The sequence below is a fragment of the Clavibacter sp. VKM Ac-2872 genome (assembly GCF_015351105.1).
GTDB lineage: Bacteria > Actinomycetota > Actinomycetes > Actinomycetales > Microbacteriaceae > Clavibacter.
Genome location: NZ_JADKRR010000001.1, coordinates 396,175 through 414,117, shown reverse-complemented (window position 1 = coordinate 414,117; position 17,943 = coordinate 396,175). Strand labels below are relative to the sequence as shown.

General features: G+C 73.0%; 22 protein-coding genes. 9 read left to right on the top strand and 13 right to left on the bottom strand.

Annotated features, from left to right (window positions below; genetic code table 11):
- Positions 1-2: 2 nt before the first annotated feature.
- Entirely contained in the window at positions 3-566 is a 564-nt protein-coding gene (locus ITJ40_RS01975; RefSeq protein ID WP_194665510.1) for a molybdenum cofactor biosysynthesis protein, read from the top strand.
- A gap of 27 nt (positions 567-593) precedes the next feature.
- Here the strand turns inward: ITJ40_RS01975 and ITJ40_RS01970 are convergent, their stop codons facing one another.
- A complete protein-coding gene (locus tag ITJ40_RS01970; protein WP_194665509.1) occupies positions 594-1,502 on the bottom strand; it encodes an SDR family oxidoreductase in 909 nt (302 codons plus the stop codon).
- Between the two features lie 91 nt (positions 1,503-1,593).
- On the opposite strand from ITJ40_RS01970, the gene ITJ40_RS01965 reads away from it, so the two are divergent.
- From ITJ40_RS01965 to ITJ40_RS01955, 3 genes are all read left to right on the top strand, one after another.
- Entirely contained in the window at positions 1,594-2,013 is a 420-nt protein-coding gene (locus ITJ40_RS01965; protein WP_194665508.1) for an ASCH domain-containing protein, read from the top strand.
- An 80-nt stretch (positions 2,014-2,093) separates the two neighbouring features.
- Positions 2,094-2,984, top strand: a complete 891-nt coding sequence (locus ITJ40_RS01960) for an endo alpha-1,4 polygalactosaminidase (protein ID WP_194665507.1) — start codon at positions 2,094-2,096, stop codon at positions 2,982-2,984.
- A 33-nt stretch (positions 2,985-3,017) separates the two neighbouring features.
- Positions 3,018-3,752 (top strand): hypothetical protein, encoded by a 735-nt coding sequence (locus ITJ40_RS01955; RefSeq protein WP_194665506.1) that lies wholly within the window; start codon positions 3,018-3,020, stop codon positions 3,750-3,752.
- 194 nt (positions 3,753-3,946) lie between these two features.
- Here ITJ40_RS01955 and ITJ40_RS01950 read toward each other — a convergent pair whose 3' ends face one another.
- Positions 3,947-4,339, bottom strand: coding sequence for a cytidine deaminase (locus tag ITJ40_RS01950; protein WP_194665505.1), 393 nt, complete (start codon positions 4,337-4,339; stop codon positions 3,947-3,949).
- A gap of 38 nt (positions 4,340-4,377) precedes the next feature.
- The gene (locus tag ITJ40_RS01945; RefSeq protein ID WP_194665504.1) at positions 4,378-4,905 is read right to left on the bottom strand and encodes a GrpB family protein; all 528 of its coding nucleotides are present in this window, start codon (positions 4,903-4,905) and stop codon (positions 4,378-4,380) included.
- Positions 4,906-4,954: 49 nt separating this feature from the next.
- Between ITJ40_RS01945 and ITJ40_RS01940 the strand changes: the two genes are divergently transcribed.
- On the top strand, positions 4,955-5,923 hold the full coding sequence (locus ITJ40_RS01940; protein ID WP_194665503.1) for an NAD-dependent epimerase/dehydratase family protein: 969 nt from the start codon (positions 4,955-4,957) through the stop codon (positions 5,921-5,923).
- Between the two features lie 91 nt (positions 5,924-6,014).
- Here ITJ40_RS01940 and ITJ40_RS17200 read toward each other — a convergent pair whose 3' ends face one another.
- Positions 6,015-6,137 (bottom strand): hypothetical protein, encoded by a 123-nt coding sequence (locus ITJ40_RS17200; RefSeq protein ID WP_255526437.1) that lies wholly within the window; start codon positions 6,135-6,137, stop codon positions 6,015-6,017.
- A 37-nt stretch (positions 6,138-6,174) separates the two neighbouring features.
- On the opposite strand from ITJ40_RS17200, the gene ITJ40_RS01935 reads away from it, so the two are divergent.
- From ITJ40_RS01935 to ITJ40_RS01925, 3 genes are all read left to right on the top strand, one after another.
- On the top strand, positions 6,175-7,032 hold the full coding sequence (locus tag ITJ40_RS01935) for a family 16 glycosylhydrolase (protein ID WP_194665502.1): 858 nt from the start codon (positions 6,175-6,177) through the stop codon (positions 7,030-7,032).
- 64 nt (positions 7,033-7,096) lie between these two features.
- The gene (locus ITJ40_RS01930; protein ID WP_194665501.1) at positions 7,097-7,573 is read left to right on the top strand and encodes a GNAT family N-acetyltransferase; all 477 of its coding nucleotides are present in this window, start codon (positions 7,097-7,099) and stop codon (positions 7,571-7,573) included.
- 139 nt (positions 7,574-7,712) lie between these two features.
- The gene (locus ITJ40_RS01925) at positions 7,713-7,871 is read left to right on the top strand and encodes a hypothetical protein (protein WP_194665500.1); all 159 of its coding nucleotides are present in this window, start codon (positions 7,713-7,715) and stop codon (positions 7,869-7,871) included.
- Positions 7,872-7,888: 17 nt separating this feature from the next.
- Here the strand turns inward: ITJ40_RS01925 and ITJ40_RS01920 are convergent, their stop codons facing one another.
- A complete protein-coding gene (locus ITJ40_RS01920) occupies positions 7,889-8,818 on the bottom strand; it encodes an AEC family transporter (protein ID WP_194665499.1) in 930 nt (309 codons plus the stop codon).
- 194 nt (positions 8,819-9,012) lie between these two features.
- On the opposite strand from ITJ40_RS01920, the gene ITJ40_RS01915 reads away from it, so the two are divergent.
- Positions 9,013-10,665 carry a histidine-type phosphatase gene (locus ITJ40_RS01915; protein WP_194665498.1) on the top strand — a complete coding sequence of 551 codons (1,653 nt, stop codon included), beginning with the start codon at positions 9,013-9,015 and terminating at the stop codon, positions 10,663-10,665.
- 79 nt (positions 10,666-10,744) lie between these two features.
- Here the strand turns inward: ITJ40_RS01915 and ITJ40_RS01910 are convergent, their stop codons facing one another.
- From ITJ40_RS01910 to ITJ40_RS01875, 8 genes are all read right to left on the bottom strand, one after another.
- Entirely contained in the window at positions 10,745-12,040 is a 1,296-nt protein-coding gene (locus ITJ40_RS01910; RefSeq protein ID WP_370532028.1) for a HipA domain-containing protein, read from the bottom strand.
- Positions 12,041-12,054: 14 nt separating this feature from the next.
- A complete protein-coding gene (locus ITJ40_RS01905) occupies positions 12,055-12,546 on the bottom strand; it encodes a helix-turn-helix transcriptional regulator (RefSeq protein WP_194665496.1) in 492 nt (163 codons plus the stop codon).
- Positions 12,547-12,702: 156 nt separating this feature from the next.
- Positions 12,703-13,146, bottom strand: coding sequence for an SRPBCC domain-containing protein (locus ITJ40_RS01900; RefSeq protein ID WP_194665495.1), 444 nt, complete (start codon positions 13,144-13,146; stop codon positions 12,703-12,705).
- A gap of 98 nt (positions 13,147-13,244) precedes the next feature.
- Positions 13,245-14,948: an MDR family MFS transporter gene (locus ITJ40_RS01895; protein WP_194665494.1), complete on the bottom strand. Its 1,704-nt coding sequence runs from the start codon at positions 14,946-14,948 to the stop codon at positions 13,245-13,247.
- A complete protein-coding gene (locus ITJ40_RS01890; protein ID WP_194665493.1) occupies positions 14,945-15,607 on the bottom strand; it encodes a TetR/AcrR family transcriptional regulator in 663 nt (220 codons plus the stop codon). Before ITJ40_RS01890 ends, ITJ40_RS01895 begins: the two co-directional genes overlap by 4 nt.
- 47 nt (positions 15,608-15,654) lie before the next feature.
- On the bottom strand, positions 15,655-16,365 hold the full coding sequence (locus ITJ40_RS01885; RefSeq protein WP_194665492.1) for a DUF3349 domain-containing protein: 711 nt from the start codon (positions 16,363-16,365) through the stop codon (positions 15,655-15,657).
- A 2-nt stretch (positions 16,366-16,367) separates the two neighbouring features.
- Complete coding sequence (locus ITJ40_RS01880) at positions 16,368-16,679, bottom strand: hypothetical protein (protein WP_194665491.1); 312 nt, start codon at positions 16,677-16,679, stop codon at positions 16,368-16,370.
- Between the two features lie 11 nt (positions 16,680-16,690).
- Positions 16,691-17,908 (bottom strand): inorganic phosphate transporter, encoded by a 1,218-nt coding sequence (locus tag ITJ40_RS01875; RefSeq protein WP_194665490.1) that lies wholly within the window; start codon positions 17,906-17,908, stop codon positions 16,691-16,693.
- Between the last annotated feature and the right edge of the window lie 35 nt (positions 17,909-17,943).

Sequence of the window (17,943 nt, the reverse complement as noted above, 5' to 3'; positions counted from 1 at the left end):
GGATGACCGACCTCCCGCACGAGCACCGCGTGGAGATCGCGCACCTCGTCGCGTCACCCGTGCACCGGCTCGAGGGGCGCCCGTCCGACGGCCCGCGGGACGAGCCGGGCGAGCCGCCGTCGCGGGCGTCCGTGCGCGTGCGCGCCGGCCTCGGGATCGTCGGCGACCGCTACTTCGGCCAGCGCGCGCTCCGCACGGCGGCGGTCACGGTGATGGCCGTCGAGCAGGTGGAGCGCGTGGCGCGCGAGCTCGGCGTCGACGCGGGGCTGGATCCCGTCGACACGCGCCGGAACGTGCTTCTGCGCGGCGCGGACGTGGACCGGCTGCGCGGCATGCGCTTCAGCATCGACTCCGGCAACGGACCGGTCGAGTTCCAGGGCCACCGCCCCGCGAACCCGTGCGCGTGGATGGACGTGATGCTCGCGCCCGGCGCCTTCCGCGCGCTCCGGGGCCGCGGCGGGGTGCGCTGCGAGCCGCTCGCCGACGGGATCCTCACGGTCGGGCCGGCCGTGCTGCGCACCGAGCGGCCGCTCGGGGACGCGGGCGACGACGCGCGCCTGTTCTGACGCGCGCCGCCGCATCCCGCGCGGGGGTCAGTGGACGGGCGTGCCCCCGGTGACCGCGATCGTCTCGCCGCTCGTGAAGCTCGACTCCTGGCTCGCGAGGAACACGTACGTAGCCGCGATCTCCGCCGGCTGGCCCGGGCGGCCGTAGACCGACTGGGATCCGAACTCCTCCACGTCCGACGCCGACTGGCCGACGGGCTGCAGCACCGTCCAGAACGGGCCGGGCGCGACCGAGTTGACGCGGATCCCCTTCGGCGCGAGCTGCTGCGCGAGCCCCTGCGTGAAGTTGCGGATCGCGCCCTTGGAGACCGCGTAGTCGATCTTGTCGGGGCTCGGCTGGTACGCCTGCGAGGAGCTCGTCGTGATGATGCTGCCGCCCTTCGGGAGGTGCGGGATCACGGCCTTGCTCAGCCAGAACAGCGAGTAGACGTTGGTCTTCATCGTGCGGTCGAGCTGCTCGGAGTCGAGGTCGAGGATGTCGTCCTCGTTGCGCTGGTAGCCGGCCACCATCACCAGGCAGTCGATGCCGCCGAGCGCCGCGACGGACGCCTGCACGATGTCCTGGCACGCGGTCTCGTCGGAGATGTCGCCGGGCACGAGCGCGGCGGTGCGCCCGTCCGCCTCGACGGTGGATGCGGTGTCGCGCGCGTCCTCGAGCTCCTCGTCGAGGAAGTTGAGCGCGATGTCGGCGCCCTCGCGCGCGAACGCGATCGCGACGGCCTTGCCGATGCCGGAGTCGGCGCCCGTGATGAGCACCTTGCGGCCCTTCAGGCGGCCGAATCCGACGTAGCTGTCCTGGCCGTGGTCGGGCGTCGGCTCGAACCGCAGCTCGTCGCCGGGGCCGGCCTGCTCCTGCTGCGGGAACGGCGGCGACGGGTACTGCGCGATCGGGTCCTGGATCTCGTACTGGTTGCCGGAGTTGCGGATCTCGCTCATGCGCTGCGCCTTCGTTCGGGGGTCATGGGGTCGCATCCAGCCTGGCCCGGCGGGCGCGCGGCGTCCGGGGTGCGGCTCCTACGATCGGTCCATGACGACGACACCCGACCCCGAGCTCCCCCTCGTCGAGTTCGCGTTCCCGGGGCCGCTCCGCGACCAGCTCGTGGCCGCCATCGTGTCGGGCGCGAAGACCTCGACCAGCTCGCTGCTGATCCAGTACGCGGCCGACGACGAGGAGCTGCCGGTCATCGGATCCCGCGGCACCGTCATCGACTCAGCCGGGCGGCCGGTGCTCGTGGTCGAGACGACGGCCGTGGAGGTCGCCCGCCTCGCGGACGTGCCGCTCGCGCACGCGGTGGACGAGGGCGAGGGCTTCACGACGGTCGCCGAGTGGCGCGCCGGGCACGAGGAGTTCTGGACGTCGCCCGAGGTCGTGGCGGAGCTGCCCGCCGGGTTCGTGCTCGACGACGACACCGAGATCGTGATGGAGCGCTTCCGCGTCGTGCGCTGAGCCGCGCTGGCCGCGGCGGCGCGAGCCGATGCGGGGGCGCGGCCGGTGACGCGGTGCCGGCGCGCGCCTAGGGTCGGATCATGCGCTCCCTCCTCGCCGCGGCCCTCGTCGTCGCCACCCTCGCCGTGGCCGGATGCAGCTCGCCCGCGGATCCGCGCGGCGCGGGTGCCGCCGCGGAGCCCGCCCTCACCGCGGCGGACGCGACCACCGGCGACTCCCCCGCGGTCGCCGTCGCCGCCTCCGGCGTCACCCTCCCGCCGACCGGCACGCGCTTCGACTACCAGCTCGGCGGCGCGTCGAAGGTCCCGTCGGGCGTCGGGATCGTCGTGCGCGACAGCACCGACGCGCCCGCTCCCGGCGTCTACGGCATCTGCTACGTCAACGGGTTCCAGACCCAGCCGGGCGCGTCCTGGCCGGACTCCCTCCTCGTGCGGGGATCCGACGGGAAGCCGATCGTGGATCCCGGCTGGCCCGACGAGCGCATCCTCGACGTCTCCACGGCCGCCACCCGGACCGCCAACGCCGCCCGTCTGGCGCCCGTGATCGACGCGTGCGCGGCCGCCGGGTACCGCGCCGTCGAGTTCGACAACCTCGACTCGTGGACCCGATCGGCCGGCGCCCTCGACGAGGACGACGCGCTCGCCTTCGCCACGCTGCTCGTCGCCCGCGCGCACGACCGCGGCCTCGCGGCGGCGCAGAAGAACGCGACCGACCTCGGATCCCGCGGACGCGACGAGGCCCGGTTCGACTTCGCGATCGCCGAGGAGTGCGACCGCTGGAAGGAGTGCGCGGCGTACACCGACGTCTACGGCGCGCGCGTGCTCGACGTCGAGTACACCGACGACCTGCGCGACTCCGCGACCGGCGCGTGCCGTCGCATCCGCGCGATGGATCCGGCGCCCGCGGCCATCGTGCGCGACCGCGACCTCGTGCCCGCCGGCACGCGGGGGTACGCGTACCGCGCCTGCTGACCGCGACCGCCCGCCGCGTGACACGATGCGGGGATGGACGACGACGACCGGCGCGCGGAGATCGCGGAGCTGCGCCGCCGCGTCTTCGGGCCGGATCGCGACCCGCGCGACGCCTCCTCCGCGGCGCGGCTGCGCGAGCTCGAGGGGCAGGATGCCGGGCGCCCGGTCGGCGCTGCGGCGGCCCATCCGGCTCACGGCACGGCCGGGCAGTCGGCGGCGACGGCGCAGGAGCGCGGAGCCCCGACCGTCGGTGATCCGCGCGACGCCCGGCCCGCGGCACGGCGGACGCGCGCCCGCCTCCGCCCGCGTCTCGCCGCCGCCTGGGCCGCCTCCCTCGTGATCGTCGCCGTCGCCGCCGCCGGGGGCACCGCCTGGTGGCTGGGCGACGCGCGCGGCACGGTCGCCGTCCTCGCGCTGGAGCCGCCGCCGGTGCCCGACAACGCGACCTACCTGTCGGTGGACACCGGATCGATCGCGCCCGGATCCCTGTTCGCGGAGTTCCACGGGATCTCGGTCGCCCGGGTGCCCCGGATGGAGGCGGCGACCGGCGCCGAGGTCACCTGCCTGGTTGCCGGCCCGCCGAAGCAGGACGGCTCGGTCGAGGGTCCCGAGGGCTGCGCGACCGGCGCCGTCCCCGCGCGCACCGCCCTGGTGGTGACGCCGGACCAGCCCCAGGAGCTCCGCGACGCGTTCCCCGTCGGCACCACGCTGTCGTTCGAGCTGGAGGGCGACGGCGAGACGGTGCGGGTCCGGACCGTCGGCGGCTGACGCCCCCTCCCACCTCGCACGGCGCCCGGGATCCCGCGCCCGACGGCCGGAGTGCGCCGGCCCAGGCGGATCCGCTAGGTTGTTCTCCGTTCGGGGAGCGCACCTATCGGGGTGCCTCGTCTGGTTCGATTTCCGGAGCTCTCCACCATTCGCCGCCATCGCGGCGCACGTGCTCACCGCACGCGCCTGGTCGCCTACGCGTCGGGTCGGGCGTACGAGACCGGCAGCAGGTCGCCGATCGCCACCATTTCCGGCCCGTCCGCGCCGGGCACGGCCACGCGGATTCCGGGCTGGAGGTCCAGCATCACCTGGCGGCACCGGCCGCACGGCGGGGCGATCCCGCGACCGCCGTCGCCCACCGCCGCCATCGCCACGAGCGGTCCCGCGTGCGCGGCGGCCGCGGCGCCCAGCGCGACGAGCTCCGCGCACGGGCCGCCCGTGAAGTGGAAGACGTTGACGCCGACGTGGATCCGACCGGCGGCATCGAGGGTCGCGGCCGCCATGGTGTGGTCCGGGTCCGCGCCGAGCGTCCGAGCGAGCGCCTCGGCCGCGTCGATCAGCCGGGCCTCGGAGTCGTGGAGGGGCATGCGCCCATCCTGGCGGACCCGATACCGGCCGCGTGCGGTCACTTGTCCCACACCCGGATCGGCGCCAGCCCGCGATCCGCGCGCTCGGCGTTCACGAGCTCCTCGACGAGCGCGGTCTTCCCGACCGTGTACGCGCGGCCGTCGGCGGCGGTCTCGGCGCGCGCCGCCTTGAGCGCGTCGTAGCGGCGGCGTGCGTCCGGGTCGCGCAGGAGCCGGTCGCGGAAGAGGCGCTGCGGGCAGGCGTCCCATGCATCGTCCGCGAACACGTGGAGGATGTGCGTCCGCGATCCATTCGCCGACCGCACGTGCACCCCGTGGTTCCGCGGGCCCGTGCGGTGCTGCGCGTAGCCCAGGGGCGCGAGCACCGCGTCGAGCCCGAGCGGGTCGATCCCCGGCGCGGCCCTGGCGGCGAGGTCGATGACCGGCTTCGCGCGGAGGCCTGGCACCGCGGTGCTGCCGATGTGCTCGATCGCGAGGAGCGCAGGTCCTGCCGCTGCGAGGATCCGCGCGGCCTCGGCGCGGAACGTCTCCGCCCACGCGGGTCGGTGCTCCTCGAGGCGGATCATCGCCGCCACCCTACCGACGCGGCCGCGCAGGCCCCTAGGCTCGACGACCGTGCCCTCCTCCTCCACGTCCCCTTCCCGTCGCGCCCTCGTCCTCGGCGGGACCGGCGCCATCGGCGGCGCGACCGCAGAGCGGCTGGCGCGCCACGGGTGGTCGGTCGACGTGACCGGCCGCGATCCGCAGCTCATGCCGTCCGAGCTCACGGACCTCGGCGTGCGCTTCCACGCGCTCGACCGCGCCGACGCCCGCGGCATCGAGCGGCTGACGGGCGACGGCGTCGACCTGCTCGTCGACCTCGTCGCGTTCACGGCGGCCGACGTCCTCGCAATCGTCCCGGCGATGCGGGCGAGCGGGTCCGTCGTCGTCGCGTCCTCGCGCGCCGTGTACGTCGACGACGCGGGCCGGCACATCAACGGCGACGAGCCGCCGCGCTTCCCCGTCCCGATCCCCGAGGACAACCCGACGCTCCCGCCCGCCGCGCCGGGAACCGACCCGTTCACGCGCGAGGGCTACGCGCCCTCGAAGGTCGCCGTGGAGCGGGCCGCGCTCGACAGCGGACTGCCGGTGACGGTGATCCGCCCGTCCAAGGTGCACGGCCGGTGGGCGAGGAACGCCCGCACGCGCACCATCGCCGAGCGGATGCTCGCGGGCGCGGAGACGATCGAGCTCGCGGACCGCGGCGCCTCCGTCGACCACCTCACCGCGGCGGCGAACGCGGCGGCGCTCATCGCGCGGGTCGCGGACGTGCCGGGCGCGCGGATCCTCAACGCCGCCGACCCGGATCCGCTGACGGCCGCCGAGATCGTCGCCGTCATCGCCGATGAGCTGGGCTGGCGCGGACGCATCGTCCCGCTCGAGCCGGGCGTCGACGGCGGCGCGCACCCGTGGGCCGCGGCGCACCCGATCGTGCTCGACACGCGCGCGTCGCTCGCGCTCGACCACGCGCCCGTCGGCCCGGGCGCGGAGCTGCTGCGCGCCGAGGTCGCGTGGATCCGCGACGGGGAGCGCCCGCGCAGCTGACGCCCCGCCCCGCCCCGATGGCGCTCGCCGCGTGGGCGACCGGCCGCCCACGCCGTCCGCTGCCTGACCGTCACGGACCGTCGTGCGCGAACTACTCCGCGGAGTCGTCGATCTCCACCGCGACGGCCTCGGTCACCGGCGGAGCGTCGACCACGGGGGCGGTGGCATCGCCCGTGACGGCGCCCTCCGCGGCCGTCACCTGCGGATGACCCACCTCCGCCTTCCTCCCGCACTCGGACATCGGAGCCCTCATGAACGGATCAGCAGCGTCGCGTGGCATCTCGCGTCGGACGGTCACGGCCGGCGTCCTGGCGGGGATCGCCGTCACCGCCGTGAAGCCGGCGAACACCGCCCGCGCCGCCGCGGCGGACGGGTGGGTCACGGTCTGGGAGGACCAGTTCAGCGGCGGCGCCCTCGACCCCGGATCCTGGAGCGCCATCGTCGGCGGCGGGCAGACCGACCTCCGTGATCAGCAGTACAACGACGCGGGGATGGTCTTCCTGGACGGGCAGAACCTCGTACTCAAGGCGCGGAAGGAGCCCGCGAACGGCTTCGCGTACCGGGCGGGCAGCATCACCACCCGGGGCAAGCGCGTCCTGGGACCCCATGGTCGGCTGACCACCCGGCAGTACCTCACGACGGGCACCGGCGTCGGGGTGGGCGTCTGCCTGTTCGGCGAGGACATCGACAGCGTCGGCTGGCCGCAGTGCGGCGAGATCGATGCGACGGAGATCGCCATCGGCCGCCCCGGCGCGCCCTTCGGGTCGATCCACGGGCCGGGGTACTCGGGCGCCTCGCCCATCTCCGGGACCTACACCGGTCCGCTCGATTCCCTGGCCGGCCGCTGGGTCGAGCACACGCTCGAGTGGTCGCCCTCGGAGATCAGCTGGGCCATCGACGGCCAGGTGTACCACTCCGCCACGCCGACGGATCCGCGCGCCGCGGGGGGCTGGCCGTTCGACAGGGCCTTCTTCGTGCAGATCGTCGTCACGGTGGGGTCCTGGGCGAGCGGTGACGTCGACCTCGCGGACTGGCCGGTCGCCGCGGACGGGGTGCCCGAGTTCAGCGCGGTCATCGACCTCATCCGCTTCGAACAGCGATCGGCCTGAGAGGCGCACGGGCCTCGTGGACAGCCCGACCGCGGGTGCCCCCGCCCCTGCGACCATGCGCTGCATGCCCTCCGTGACCGTGCGCCCCATGACCCCGACCGAGTGCGCCCGCATGGTGGCCGACGCCGACGAGGACTACGCGGCCCGCCAGGTCGAGGCGGGGCTCTGGCCGGCCGAGGGAGCGTTCGAGCGGGCGGCGGCCGAGACCGCGAAGTACCTCGCCGACGGGATCCGGACGCCGCGCACCCTGCTCCTGCGCGGCGTCGACGAGGACGGCGTCGGGGTCGGCAGCGCCTGGGTCGCGCTCGACGATCCGAACGGCAGGCCCGACACGGCGTTCCTGTTCGAGCTCCTGGTGGATCCGTCGCGCCGCGGATCCGGGTACGGCCGCGCCCTGCTCGCCGCGGTGGAGGAGGCGACGCGCGCCGCCGGTGCCCCCGCGCTGGCCCTCAACGTCTTCGGCGCGAACCACGTTGCGATCGCGCTCTACGCGTCGGCGGGATACGACGTGACGGCGCAGCAGATGCGGAAGGCGCTCTGAGCCGCATCCGGCCCTCCCCCGCTGCGCCCGCCTGGCCGTTCCCCGCCGCATCCGCTCCCGACCCGGTCGCGCGCCGCCGGACCTGGCAGGGTCGATGAGCGGGCATCCACCGATCCGCGCAGATCCCCCGAGGAGCACCATGCCGCTGATCCGTTTCCTGTTCGTCGCCGTCCCCGTGATCCGGAAGTTCCTGCGCAGCCGCCAGGGCAAGGCCGCCATGGCCAAGGGCAAGGCCCAGATGGCGAAGCGCTCGCAGAAGCGCGCCGCGCAGCGCACGGCCCCGACCCGCCGCCGCTAGGTCGGAAGGCGGGGCCGCTAGGTCCCGGGTGCGAGCAGCGCCGCGATCACCAGCAGCACCGGGATCGAGGCGACCGTCGTGATGAGCACGGTGTCGCGCGCCAGCACCACGCCGCGCTCGTACCGCGACGCGAAGTTGAAGATGTTCTGCGCCGTCGGCAGGCCCGCGATCACGGTCGCGGCGAAGGTCTGCGGCGCATCGAGGTGGAACGCGAACCGGGCCAGCAGGAACGCGGCGAGCGGCATGACCACCGTCTTGATCACCGAGGCGACGACGATCTCGCCGCGCCCCGACCCCGGCGCGAGCGGCTTCCGCCCCACGAGCGACATGCCGAACGCCATCAGCACGATGGGGATCGCCGCGCCGCCGATGAGCCGGAAGGGCTCGTAGATCGCGTCGGGGACCGGGAGCCCGGTGATCGCGATGAGGATGCCGAGCATCGACGCGATGATCATCGGGTTGCGCAGCGGCTGCGTGAGGATCCCGACCACCGACGCGGATCCGCGGCTCGAGATGTCGAGGACCGTCAGCGTGGTCGGCGCCAGCACCAGCAGCTGGAGCAGCAGCACGGGCGCGACGAGCTGCGCGTCGCCGAGCACGTAGATCGCGACGGGCAGGCCGATGTTGTTGGCGTTGACGTAGCTCGCCGAGGCCGCGCCGATGGTGGTCTCCGCGACCGGCCGACGGAAGAGGATCCGTGCCACGACCAGGTAGAGCACCGCCGCGACGGCCACCGCGCTCGCCGACGTGAGCAGGAACGCCGAGAACACGACGTGCAGGTCGGCCTTCGCGAGCACCGTGAAGAGCAGCGCGGGCGTCGCGACGAAGAAGGCCACCCGGTTGAGGGAGTGCTGGGCGCCGGGGCCCGCTATCCCGGACCGGCCGACGCCGTAGCCCACGGCGATGATGAAGCCGATGATGGCGAAGCCGGTCAGCACCCCGATCATCCGTCTCCCCTCGCGCGCGTCCTCCCACCCTACGGGCGAGGTGCGGGCTCGGCGGACGCCCGGCACCCCGCCCGTTCAGCGCCGGGACACCGCCGTGTCATGCCATCCGCCTAGCGTCGGCCGCGTCGCGCCCGCGACCGACCCGCACCCGCCGCCGCGCTCCTGCCGCGCCGCGCCCGCTCCACCAGGAACCCATGCGCCTCCGCACCCGCCGCCGCCTGTCCGCCTCCGTCGCGCTCGCCCTGGCCCTCGGGATCACCGCCGGCGGATCCGCCCTCCCGGCGCTCGCGGCGACCGGCACCGGCACCGCCGACCGCACGTACTACAGCAGCAAGACCCCGTACCAGCCGCAGGGCACCGCGGCCGACCTCGCGCCCGCGCCCGCCGGGTTCGCGCCCGTCTACACGGAGTCGGTCGCGCGCCACGGATCCCGCGCCCTGTCGAGCTTCAAGTACGACTCGCTCACCACGCAGGTGTGGGAGCAGGCCCGCTCCGAGGGCGCGCTCACGACACTCGGCCAGACGCTCGGCCCGGAGGTCGCCAAGCTCACCGCCGCGAACAAGAAGCTCGGCTACGGCAACCTCACCGGCCAGGGCGCCGACCAGCACCGCGGCATCGGCTCGCGCGTCGTCGAGCGGCTGCCGTCGCTGTTCGCCGGCGTCGACGCGGGATCCGACACCGTCGCGCTCGAGAGCTCGGGCGAGGCGCGCGCCACCGCGTCGGGCAAGGCGTTCGCGGAGGGCCTGAAGCGCGCGGATCCGCTCCTCGCGTCGCACCTGCCGAAGGACATCGCCAAGGACCCCGACACGCTCTACTTCCACAAGTCCGCGGCGAACGCCGACTACCAGGCCTACGAGGACGGCCCCGCCGTGACCGCGGCCGTCGACGCGATCTACGCCCAGCCCCGCAGCCACGAGGCCGCGCGCCGCCTGCTCGAGCGCATCTACACGCCCGCCTTCGTCGATCGCCTCGCGGCCGGGCAGTACCACTTCGTCGACGGCGGCGACGGCGGCGCCCACGTCGACGACGAGCTCGACGCCGCGATGATGCTCTACAACCTCTACATCATCGCGCCGGACATGACGGAGGAGGTCAGCGTCGACTTCGACCGCTACTTCGCGGGCGACGACGCGGACACCGAGTGGTTCGCCTACCTGCTCGACGCGGAGGACTTCTACTCCAAGGGCCCGGCGTTCCAGGGCAGCGACATCACCTACCGGATGGCGACGCCGCTGCTCGACGACTTCCTCGACTCAATGGACGCCCGGCTCGCCGGATCCGCGACGGCCGCGACGTTCCGCTTCGCGCACGCCGAGACGATCATCCCCTTCGCGGCCCTCATCGGACTTCCCGGCTCGACGCAGCCGGTGACCCCCGAGGCCCCGTACGCGTACGCGACGAACGCCTGGCGCGGCGAGACCGTCACGCCCATGGCCGCGAACGTGCAGTGGGACGTCTACCGGGACGCGACCGGCCGCGCCATCGTGCGCATGCTCTACGACGAGAAGGCGATCCCGTTCCGCGCGGGCTGCACGCCCATCGCGCCGGGCTCCCTGTTCTACGACACGGCCGAGGTGCGCCGCTGCCTCACGGGCGCTGCCGCGGTGGATCCGGGGACGACCTCGTCCGGGGCGTCCGTCCCGGGCGCGCTCCCCGGCTCGCCGGCCGCGATCGCCGCCGCCGACGCCTCCGCCGCTCGCGGCGACACGCTCGCCGCGACGGGCATGTCCGCCGACGAGCTGCCGTTCCTGGCCGTCCTCGCGTTCGCGCTGGGCGCGGCGGGCATCACCGCGGTCGGCGTGGTGAGGAGGCCGCGACAGGACCGGCCCGCCGGCCGCACGCGCTAGGCGTCCGGCGCGACCAGCCCCTCCATCACGTCGAGCGACGCGCCCAGCCCTGGATCGCCCTCTCGCGCGGCAGGTGGGATCAGATGTGGATCTCCCGATCCAAGATGCGCAGCGCTTGCTCGGAGCGCGTCTCCAACCGATCGAGCATCGTCTCGACGGTCGATGTCCGATGCGTCTCGCGCAGGCCCCCCGCGACGAGACGGAAGACGGCGGGCGCGATGGACACGAAGTCCTTGGCCCAGTGGATGAACGCATCGCCCGGCATGCCCGCTTCTCGCGCAACGGCGGCCCATTCGAAGGCACCCATCGATTCCGCCTCATACCGCCCTGCGATGGCCATGGACATCCGCGTCGCACCGAAGGCATGGAGCAGGTCTCGCGGCGCATCTCCCCGTGGCCGGATGTAGGGCAACAGGGAAGAGAAGTCGTACATCTCGGTCAGATCGAACGCGGGAGCAGCGTGCCTCAGCGAGAAGTTCTTGCCGTGGGCGTCGGTGTTCAGCAGAAACCACGAAGCGAAGAGCGCCTCGACGAATCGGGATCTCGCGAGCGCGGAGATCTCGCTGTCCGGGATGCGGCTGAGCTGGCCGAGGATGTCGCGATATCCCGGGCCGCCGTCCTTCTGGTACTTCTTCAACCGCGGGGTGCCGGTCGCTTGCACGAGGTCCTCTTGATGGAAGCGCGTCAGGCCGCCGTCCGCCGCGGGTTGTCGATCGAAGCGGGTGACCACGAGGGACCGCTCAGTGTCGAAGTCCAGCATCTCGGTCCGGGCGGCGGGAATGCCAAGCAACGGTAGCGCCGTCATCGTCACGTGCTCGATGATCTCCCCATCGACGAGGGCACCGACCTTGGGCTTGAAGATGTGGCTGGACGGGTGCACACCGGTCGGCGCGAACCACTCGCCTTCGCGGAGAGCCAGGGCGAACTTGCCCTGGGCGCCTCCCAGGGAGAAACGGCCTGCCTCGCCTTCCACGAGCGCGGGGTCGGGCAGATCGTGTCGAATGGCCCGGATGCGCTCGGCTATGGATTCGTGGCTGAGCGGTTCCAGATGGCCGTCCGAGCGGGATTCCTCCCCTGCCGGGTAGAACTCCAGGGCACCAGCGACGTCTGCACCGTGTACGGCGAGCAGCTGGAACGGCTCAGTGTCCGCGAGTCCCGCCTCCCTCGCCCATGCATCGCGCACAGGGCCGCTGTCCGGCAACAGGTTGTCGATGAAGTGGAACACCACTGCCCCTTCATGCCGCCGCTGCGTGACGGGAAGGGACAGTGAGACAGGCAGATCTTCCTCTTCGCTCCACTCTCTGGTGTATTCCAGGACGTATTCACGCGGCCGGATCTGCTCGAGGGTGGCGACGAGCACGCCGTATAGGCGCACATCTAGGACCCGGATCACTTCGCCTCCTGATGGTCTTCCCCGTGAGCAGACCGGGAGCCGGAGGGGAGCTGCCCCTGTCCCCGCATCTGCTGCTGGGAGCGCGACAACCGTTCCAACGCCCCCGCCATGGTGTCTTGCATCGCGACCAGAGCAGACGCCAGTGCCTTCTCATCGGGCTTCTTCACCCGCGAAGCGACGAGGGCGAACTGCTCCAGGGCGGCAGCGAGATGAGACGTGTCGACGCTTGCGGGCTTGTAGACCGGGATCGTCGTGCGGGGCCGTGTGACCGCGACACGCTCCTCGGCGGCCACATCCACATGCAGCTTGAGTTCCCGTAGGACGCGCAGCACCTTCGACAGCGTGGGATCGCCTTTGCCCGTCTCGAAGCGCGTCAACCACTGACGCGTCACCTCCGCCTTCGCGGCCAGTTCCTCCTGCGACCACCCCAGGTCCAGCCGCCGCTGGCGCGCGATGCGACCGAGATCCGCCGACCACGATGCGCGCATGCTCGCTCCCCTCACCTCGTGATGTAACGCCGATGTTACACGCGACAAATGGAATGTCCATGTGACATTGGCGCCACGGCGCATTCGCGTTCCATGGCGACCCCGCTGATCACGAGGTCGAGTCCGCAGATGGGATGCGGACACGACCAGCAGTGGTCACCCGCTCGGCGCGACCAGCCCCTCCATCACGTCGAGGAAGGCGCTCCAGCCCTGGATCGTCATCTCGCGCTGCTCGTCGGTGAACTCGCCGGCGCGCTGCGTCATCGTCATGCGCGTGGCACCGCCCGCGACCTCCTCGAGGTCGACGGAGAGCGGCTCGCCCGCGGGCTGGTCGGGCCGGTCGGTCATGGTCATCGCGAGGCGCGACGGCCGGTCGAGCTCGACGTACTCCCCCGCCCAGTCGATGGCGCCCCCGTCGGGCAGACGCATCACGGCGCTCCACGCGCCGCCGACGCGCACGTCCATCCGCAGGGTCTCGAGGGGCACCTCCACCGCGGCGGCGCCGAACCAGGCGGAGAAGTCGGCCGGCGTGGTCCACGCGTCGAAGACGCGCTCCCGCGAGGCGGCGAACGTGCGGGTGATGACGATGGGCTCGCTCACGGCGACCTCCGGTGGCTCCTGGGACGGGACGGGCCGCCGCCCGTGCGGACGACGGCCCTGCCGTGAGTCGACCGGCCGCGGGCGGCCGTGTCAACGGATCAGCGCTCGGAGCGTCCGTCCCGCGCGTCGCTCGACGGCACCGCGATCCGCGACGCGTCGTCGGCCGCGTCCGGTCCGGTCGCCTCCGCGGAGCGCGTGCCGGCGCGGACGCCCGCGCGCTGCTCCGCCTCGAGCCGCTCGGCCTCCTCGCCGCCCACCGCCTCGCCGCGGGCGACGAGCCCGGCGACGTCCGACAGCGGGATCTGCTTCAGCACGAGCGACAGCACGAACGCGATCGCGATGAACGGCACGAGGTACCAGAACACGGGAGCCAGCGCGTCGGCGTACGCGTTCACGATCCCGTCGCGCACGGCGTCCGGAAGCCCGTTCAGCGTCTGCGGGTCGATGCTGCTGGCCGAGGCCGCCGCGTCGCCCGGCGCCGCGCCCGCCCCGGCGAACACGGTCGTGAGGTTCTCGGTGAGGCGCGTGGTGAACAGCGTGCCGAACACGGCCGTGCCGAGCGCGGCGCCCACCTCGCGGAAGTAGTTGTTCGTGCTGGTCGCCGTGCCGATCTGCGCGGCGGGCACCGCGTTCTGCACCACGAGCACGACCACCTGCATGATGAGGCCCAAGCCCAGCCCGAAGACGAACAGGAACACGCAGATCAGCCAGACAGGCGTCTCGGCGGTGAGCGAGGTCATCAGCACGAGCGCCAGCATCGTGAGGAGCGTCCCGACGATGGGGAAGATCCGGTACCTGCCGGTGCGGCTGATGAGGATGCCCGACGTGATCGACATGCCGATGAGGCCCACCATCATCGGCAGGAGCAGCAGCCCTGAGACCGCGGCCGAGGTGCCGGTGGACATCTGCAGGAACGTCGGCACGAAGCCGATGGCCGCGAACATCCCGATGCCGAGCGCGAGGCCGATGGCGGTGGCGTTCACGAAAACGGGGTTCCGGAAGAGGCTGAGCGGGATCACCGGGTCGTCCGCCCGCGACTCCGTGAACACGAACAGCGACGCCGCGACCACGAGCCCGAGGCCCCACGCCCAGGTGAGGAGCGAGCCCCAGCCGTAGGCCTTGTCGCCGCCGAAGTCGGTGAAGAAGATGAGGCACGTCGTGGCGACGGAGAGCAGCACCACGCCGGCCACGTCGATCCGCTTGGTCGCCTTCTTGCTCGGCAGCGTGAGCGTGATGAACGCCACGACGAAGGCCGCGATCCCGATGGGGATGTTGATGTAGAACGCCCACTGCCAGGTGAGGTGGTCGACGAAGAAGCCGCCGAGGAGCGGTCCGCCGACGGCCGAGAGGCCGAAGATGCCGCCGAGCGGGCCGAGGTACTTGCCGCGCTGGTTGGCCGGCACGATGTCGGCGATGATCGACTGCGACAGGATCATGAGCCCGCCGCCGCCGAGGCCCTGAGCGGCACGGAACACCACGAACGACCAGAAGTCGCCCGCGAACGCGCAGCCGATCGAGGCGAGCGTGAAGATCGCGATGGCCGCGAGGAACAGGTTCCGCCGGCCGAGCACGTCGCCGAACTTGCCGTAGATGGGCATGACGATCGTGGTGGCGAGCAGGTAGGCGGTGGTGATCCAGACCTGGTGGTCGACCCCGCCGAGCTCGCCGACGATGGTCGGCATCGCGGTGGAGACGATGGTCTGGTCGAGGCTCGACAGGAGCATGCCGGCGATGAGGGCCGAGAAGATGATCCAGATGCGCCGCTGCGTGAGCAGGAGGGGCGCGGGGGCGGTGGCGGTCATGGGGTCCGTTCGTGCTGGCGGGTGGTCACGGTCGTGGGGTGGGCGATCTCGCGGAGCGCGTCGAGGCGCCTCCGCAGGATGAGCGGCATCGGGTCGGCGTTGCCGGGGACGAGGAACTCGCGCGCGCTCGCCCGGCCGAGGGCGCCCATGGTCTGGACGACGACGGCCGCGCGGAGGTCGCCCGCGGGCAGCCCCTCGCGGCGCTCGACGAGGAGCACGTCCTTCGCCTCGTCCTCCATGGCGGCCTCGAGGGCGCGCACGAGGAGGTCGGGCTCGCGGCGGAAGGCCGCGTGCATGTCCTGCATCGAGGTGCCGTCGGTGTCGAGGCGGGCCCAGCGCTCGAGGCACAGGTCCGCGAAGTCGTCGAGCAGCGAGGGCGACAGCGCGGGATCCCCGGGGTCGCCGGCCGCGACGAACGCGTCCTCGAGGTCCTGGGTCTCGACGCGGGAGGAGCGCCCGAAGAGCGCGTCCTCCTTGGAGGCGAAGTAGTTGAAGAAGGTGCGCCGGGAGACGCCGGCCTGCTCGCAGACCTCCTCGACCGTGAAGCCGGAGAGGCCGCGCTCGGCCGTCAGCCGGCGCGCGAGCGTCGTCAGACGCGCCGAGGTCTCGACCCGACGACGCTCGCGGAGTCCCGTTGCACCATCATTCACGAAGTGCATGTTTGCACCTTCGGGCCCTCAGTGCAAGTGCGGGATCCCCGCCCGGGTCAGATGCGGAAGCCCTCCGGCCAGCCGTGCGCCTCGAGGTAGGCGCGCACGCGCTCGATGTCGGCGTCCGACGGCATCTCGGAGGTGACGCCCGCGATGGCGGAGGCGACGTCGAGGCGGCTGGCGGGCAGCCCGCCCTCGGATGCGAGACGCGCGCTCACCTCCTGCACCTCCTCGTCGCTGAGGCGGCGTCGCAGCAGCGCGAGCAGCGGGACGAAGTCCTGCTCGGGGAGCCCGGCCGGGTATCCGGCGCGCAGCCACGACACGATGCGGGAGACGAGGCCCGTGCGCTCGGTCGCGCGCGCATCCGCGGCGTCCGGCTCGTGCAGGTCCTCCGGGGATCCGAGCGGCCAGCCCGCGGCGGCCAGCCGGGCCGAGACGCGCACGAGGTCGTCGGGCATCGCGGGGCCGAGCAGCATGGCCTCGACGCGCTCGCGGAGCTGGCTCCGGCCGATCTCCTCGCCCGCCGCCTCCGCCTCGACCGCGTCGTCGACGAGCTGGTCGACCACCTGCCCGAGCTCCTCGGCGGTGAGGCTGCGGCGGAGGATCCCGAGCAGCGGCACGTAGTCCTGGTCCGGCACGCCGGACGGGTAGCCCGCCCGCAGCCAGCCGACGACGCGCTGGACGATGCCGCGGTCGTGGCGGCCGGGCTCGACGACGCCGGTCGCGCCGTCGCCCGACCCGCCGCCCTCGGATGCGCTCTCGGTCATGGTCAGCCCTTCGAGGTGAAGGTCGGGATGACGTGCTCGAAGCTCACCGACTGGCCGAGGCCCGCCGCGATGATGAGCGTGAGGCCCGCGATGACGGCGAGGACGACGACCGCGTAGCAGAGGGCGCCGACGGCCTGGAGGACGACGGGCGGCGTGCGACGCGCGGAGTCGGATCCGGCGACGCGGCCGCTGGTGTCGGGGCTGGCGAGCGCGAAGGACCGCACGCCGAGGGCGAAGAGGGCGGGCAGGCCCGCGCCGAGGAGGAGGGCGACGAGGGCGACCTGGCCGACCGCGGAGAAGAAGAGGGGGAGCATGGCGGGGTCCTTCAGACGTCGGCGGGCTGGGCTGCGGGGCGGGCGGTCTTCTCGTCGGACCACTCGTCGTTCACGTTGTGCGCGCCCACGTCGTCCTTGCGCGAGCGGACGTAGACGGTGATCGCGACGGCGACGAGCACGAGCGTCATGGCGATGCCACCCGCGGCGCCGCCGATGAGGTGGCCGAGCCACCACATGACCGCGCCGACGAGGGCGGCGGCCGGGAGGGTGATGATCCACGCCACGACCATGCGCAGCGCCACCTTCCAGCGCACCTGCGCGCCCGGGCGGCCGAGCCCGGAGCCGAGGATGGATCCGGTGGCCACGTGGGTGGTGGAGAGCGCGAAGCCGAGGTGGCTGGAGGCGAGGATGACCGCGGCCGACGAGCTCTCGGCCGCCATGCCCTGGTGCGTGTCGATCTCGACGAGGCCCTTGCCGACCGTGCGGATGATGCGCCAGCCGCCGATGTAGGTGCCGAGCGAGATGGCGAGCGCGCAGCTGATCTTCACCCAGAACGGCACCGACTCCGTGTCGGTCCAGCCGCCCGCGGCGATGAGCGCGAGCGTGATGACGCCCATCGTCTTCTGCGCGTCGTTCGTGCCGTGCGCGAGCGAGACGAGCGAGGCGCTGCCGATCTGGCCGATGCGGAAGGTGCGGTCGAGCCCGCGGCCGGCGAGGTTCCCGATGATCCGGAACACCAGCCACGTGCCTATCGCGGCCACCGCCCCCGCGAGGATCGGCGACATGAGCGCCGGGAGGATGACCTTGCCGACCACGCCGTCGAGCTTCGAGCCGTCGCCCGCCCAGTTGACGCCGTTGACGCCGAGGCCCGCGAGCGTGGATCCGATGAGCCCGCCGAACAGCGCGTGCGAGGAGCTCGACGGGAGGCCGAGCAGCCAGGTGAGCAGGTTCCAGACGATGCCGCCGATGAGGCCCGCGAGCACGATGAGCAGCAGCGCGGATCCGCCGCCCTGGAGCAGAGCCGGGTCGGGGGCGCCGGACTTGTCCTGGATCTTCACGACCGCGTTCGTGACCGTGAGCGCGACCTCGATGCTGAGGAACGCGCCGACGAGGTTGAGCACGGCGGAGAGCGTGACCGCGACCTTGGGCTTCAACGCGCCGGTCGCGATGGACGTGGCCATCGCGTTCGCCGTGTCGTGGAAGCCGTTGGTGAAGTCGAAGGCGAGCGCCGTGATGACGACGAGCACGAGGAGAATGAATGGATCCACGGCGATGAGCTTGCGCCCTGCCGGCGCGTCCCCTC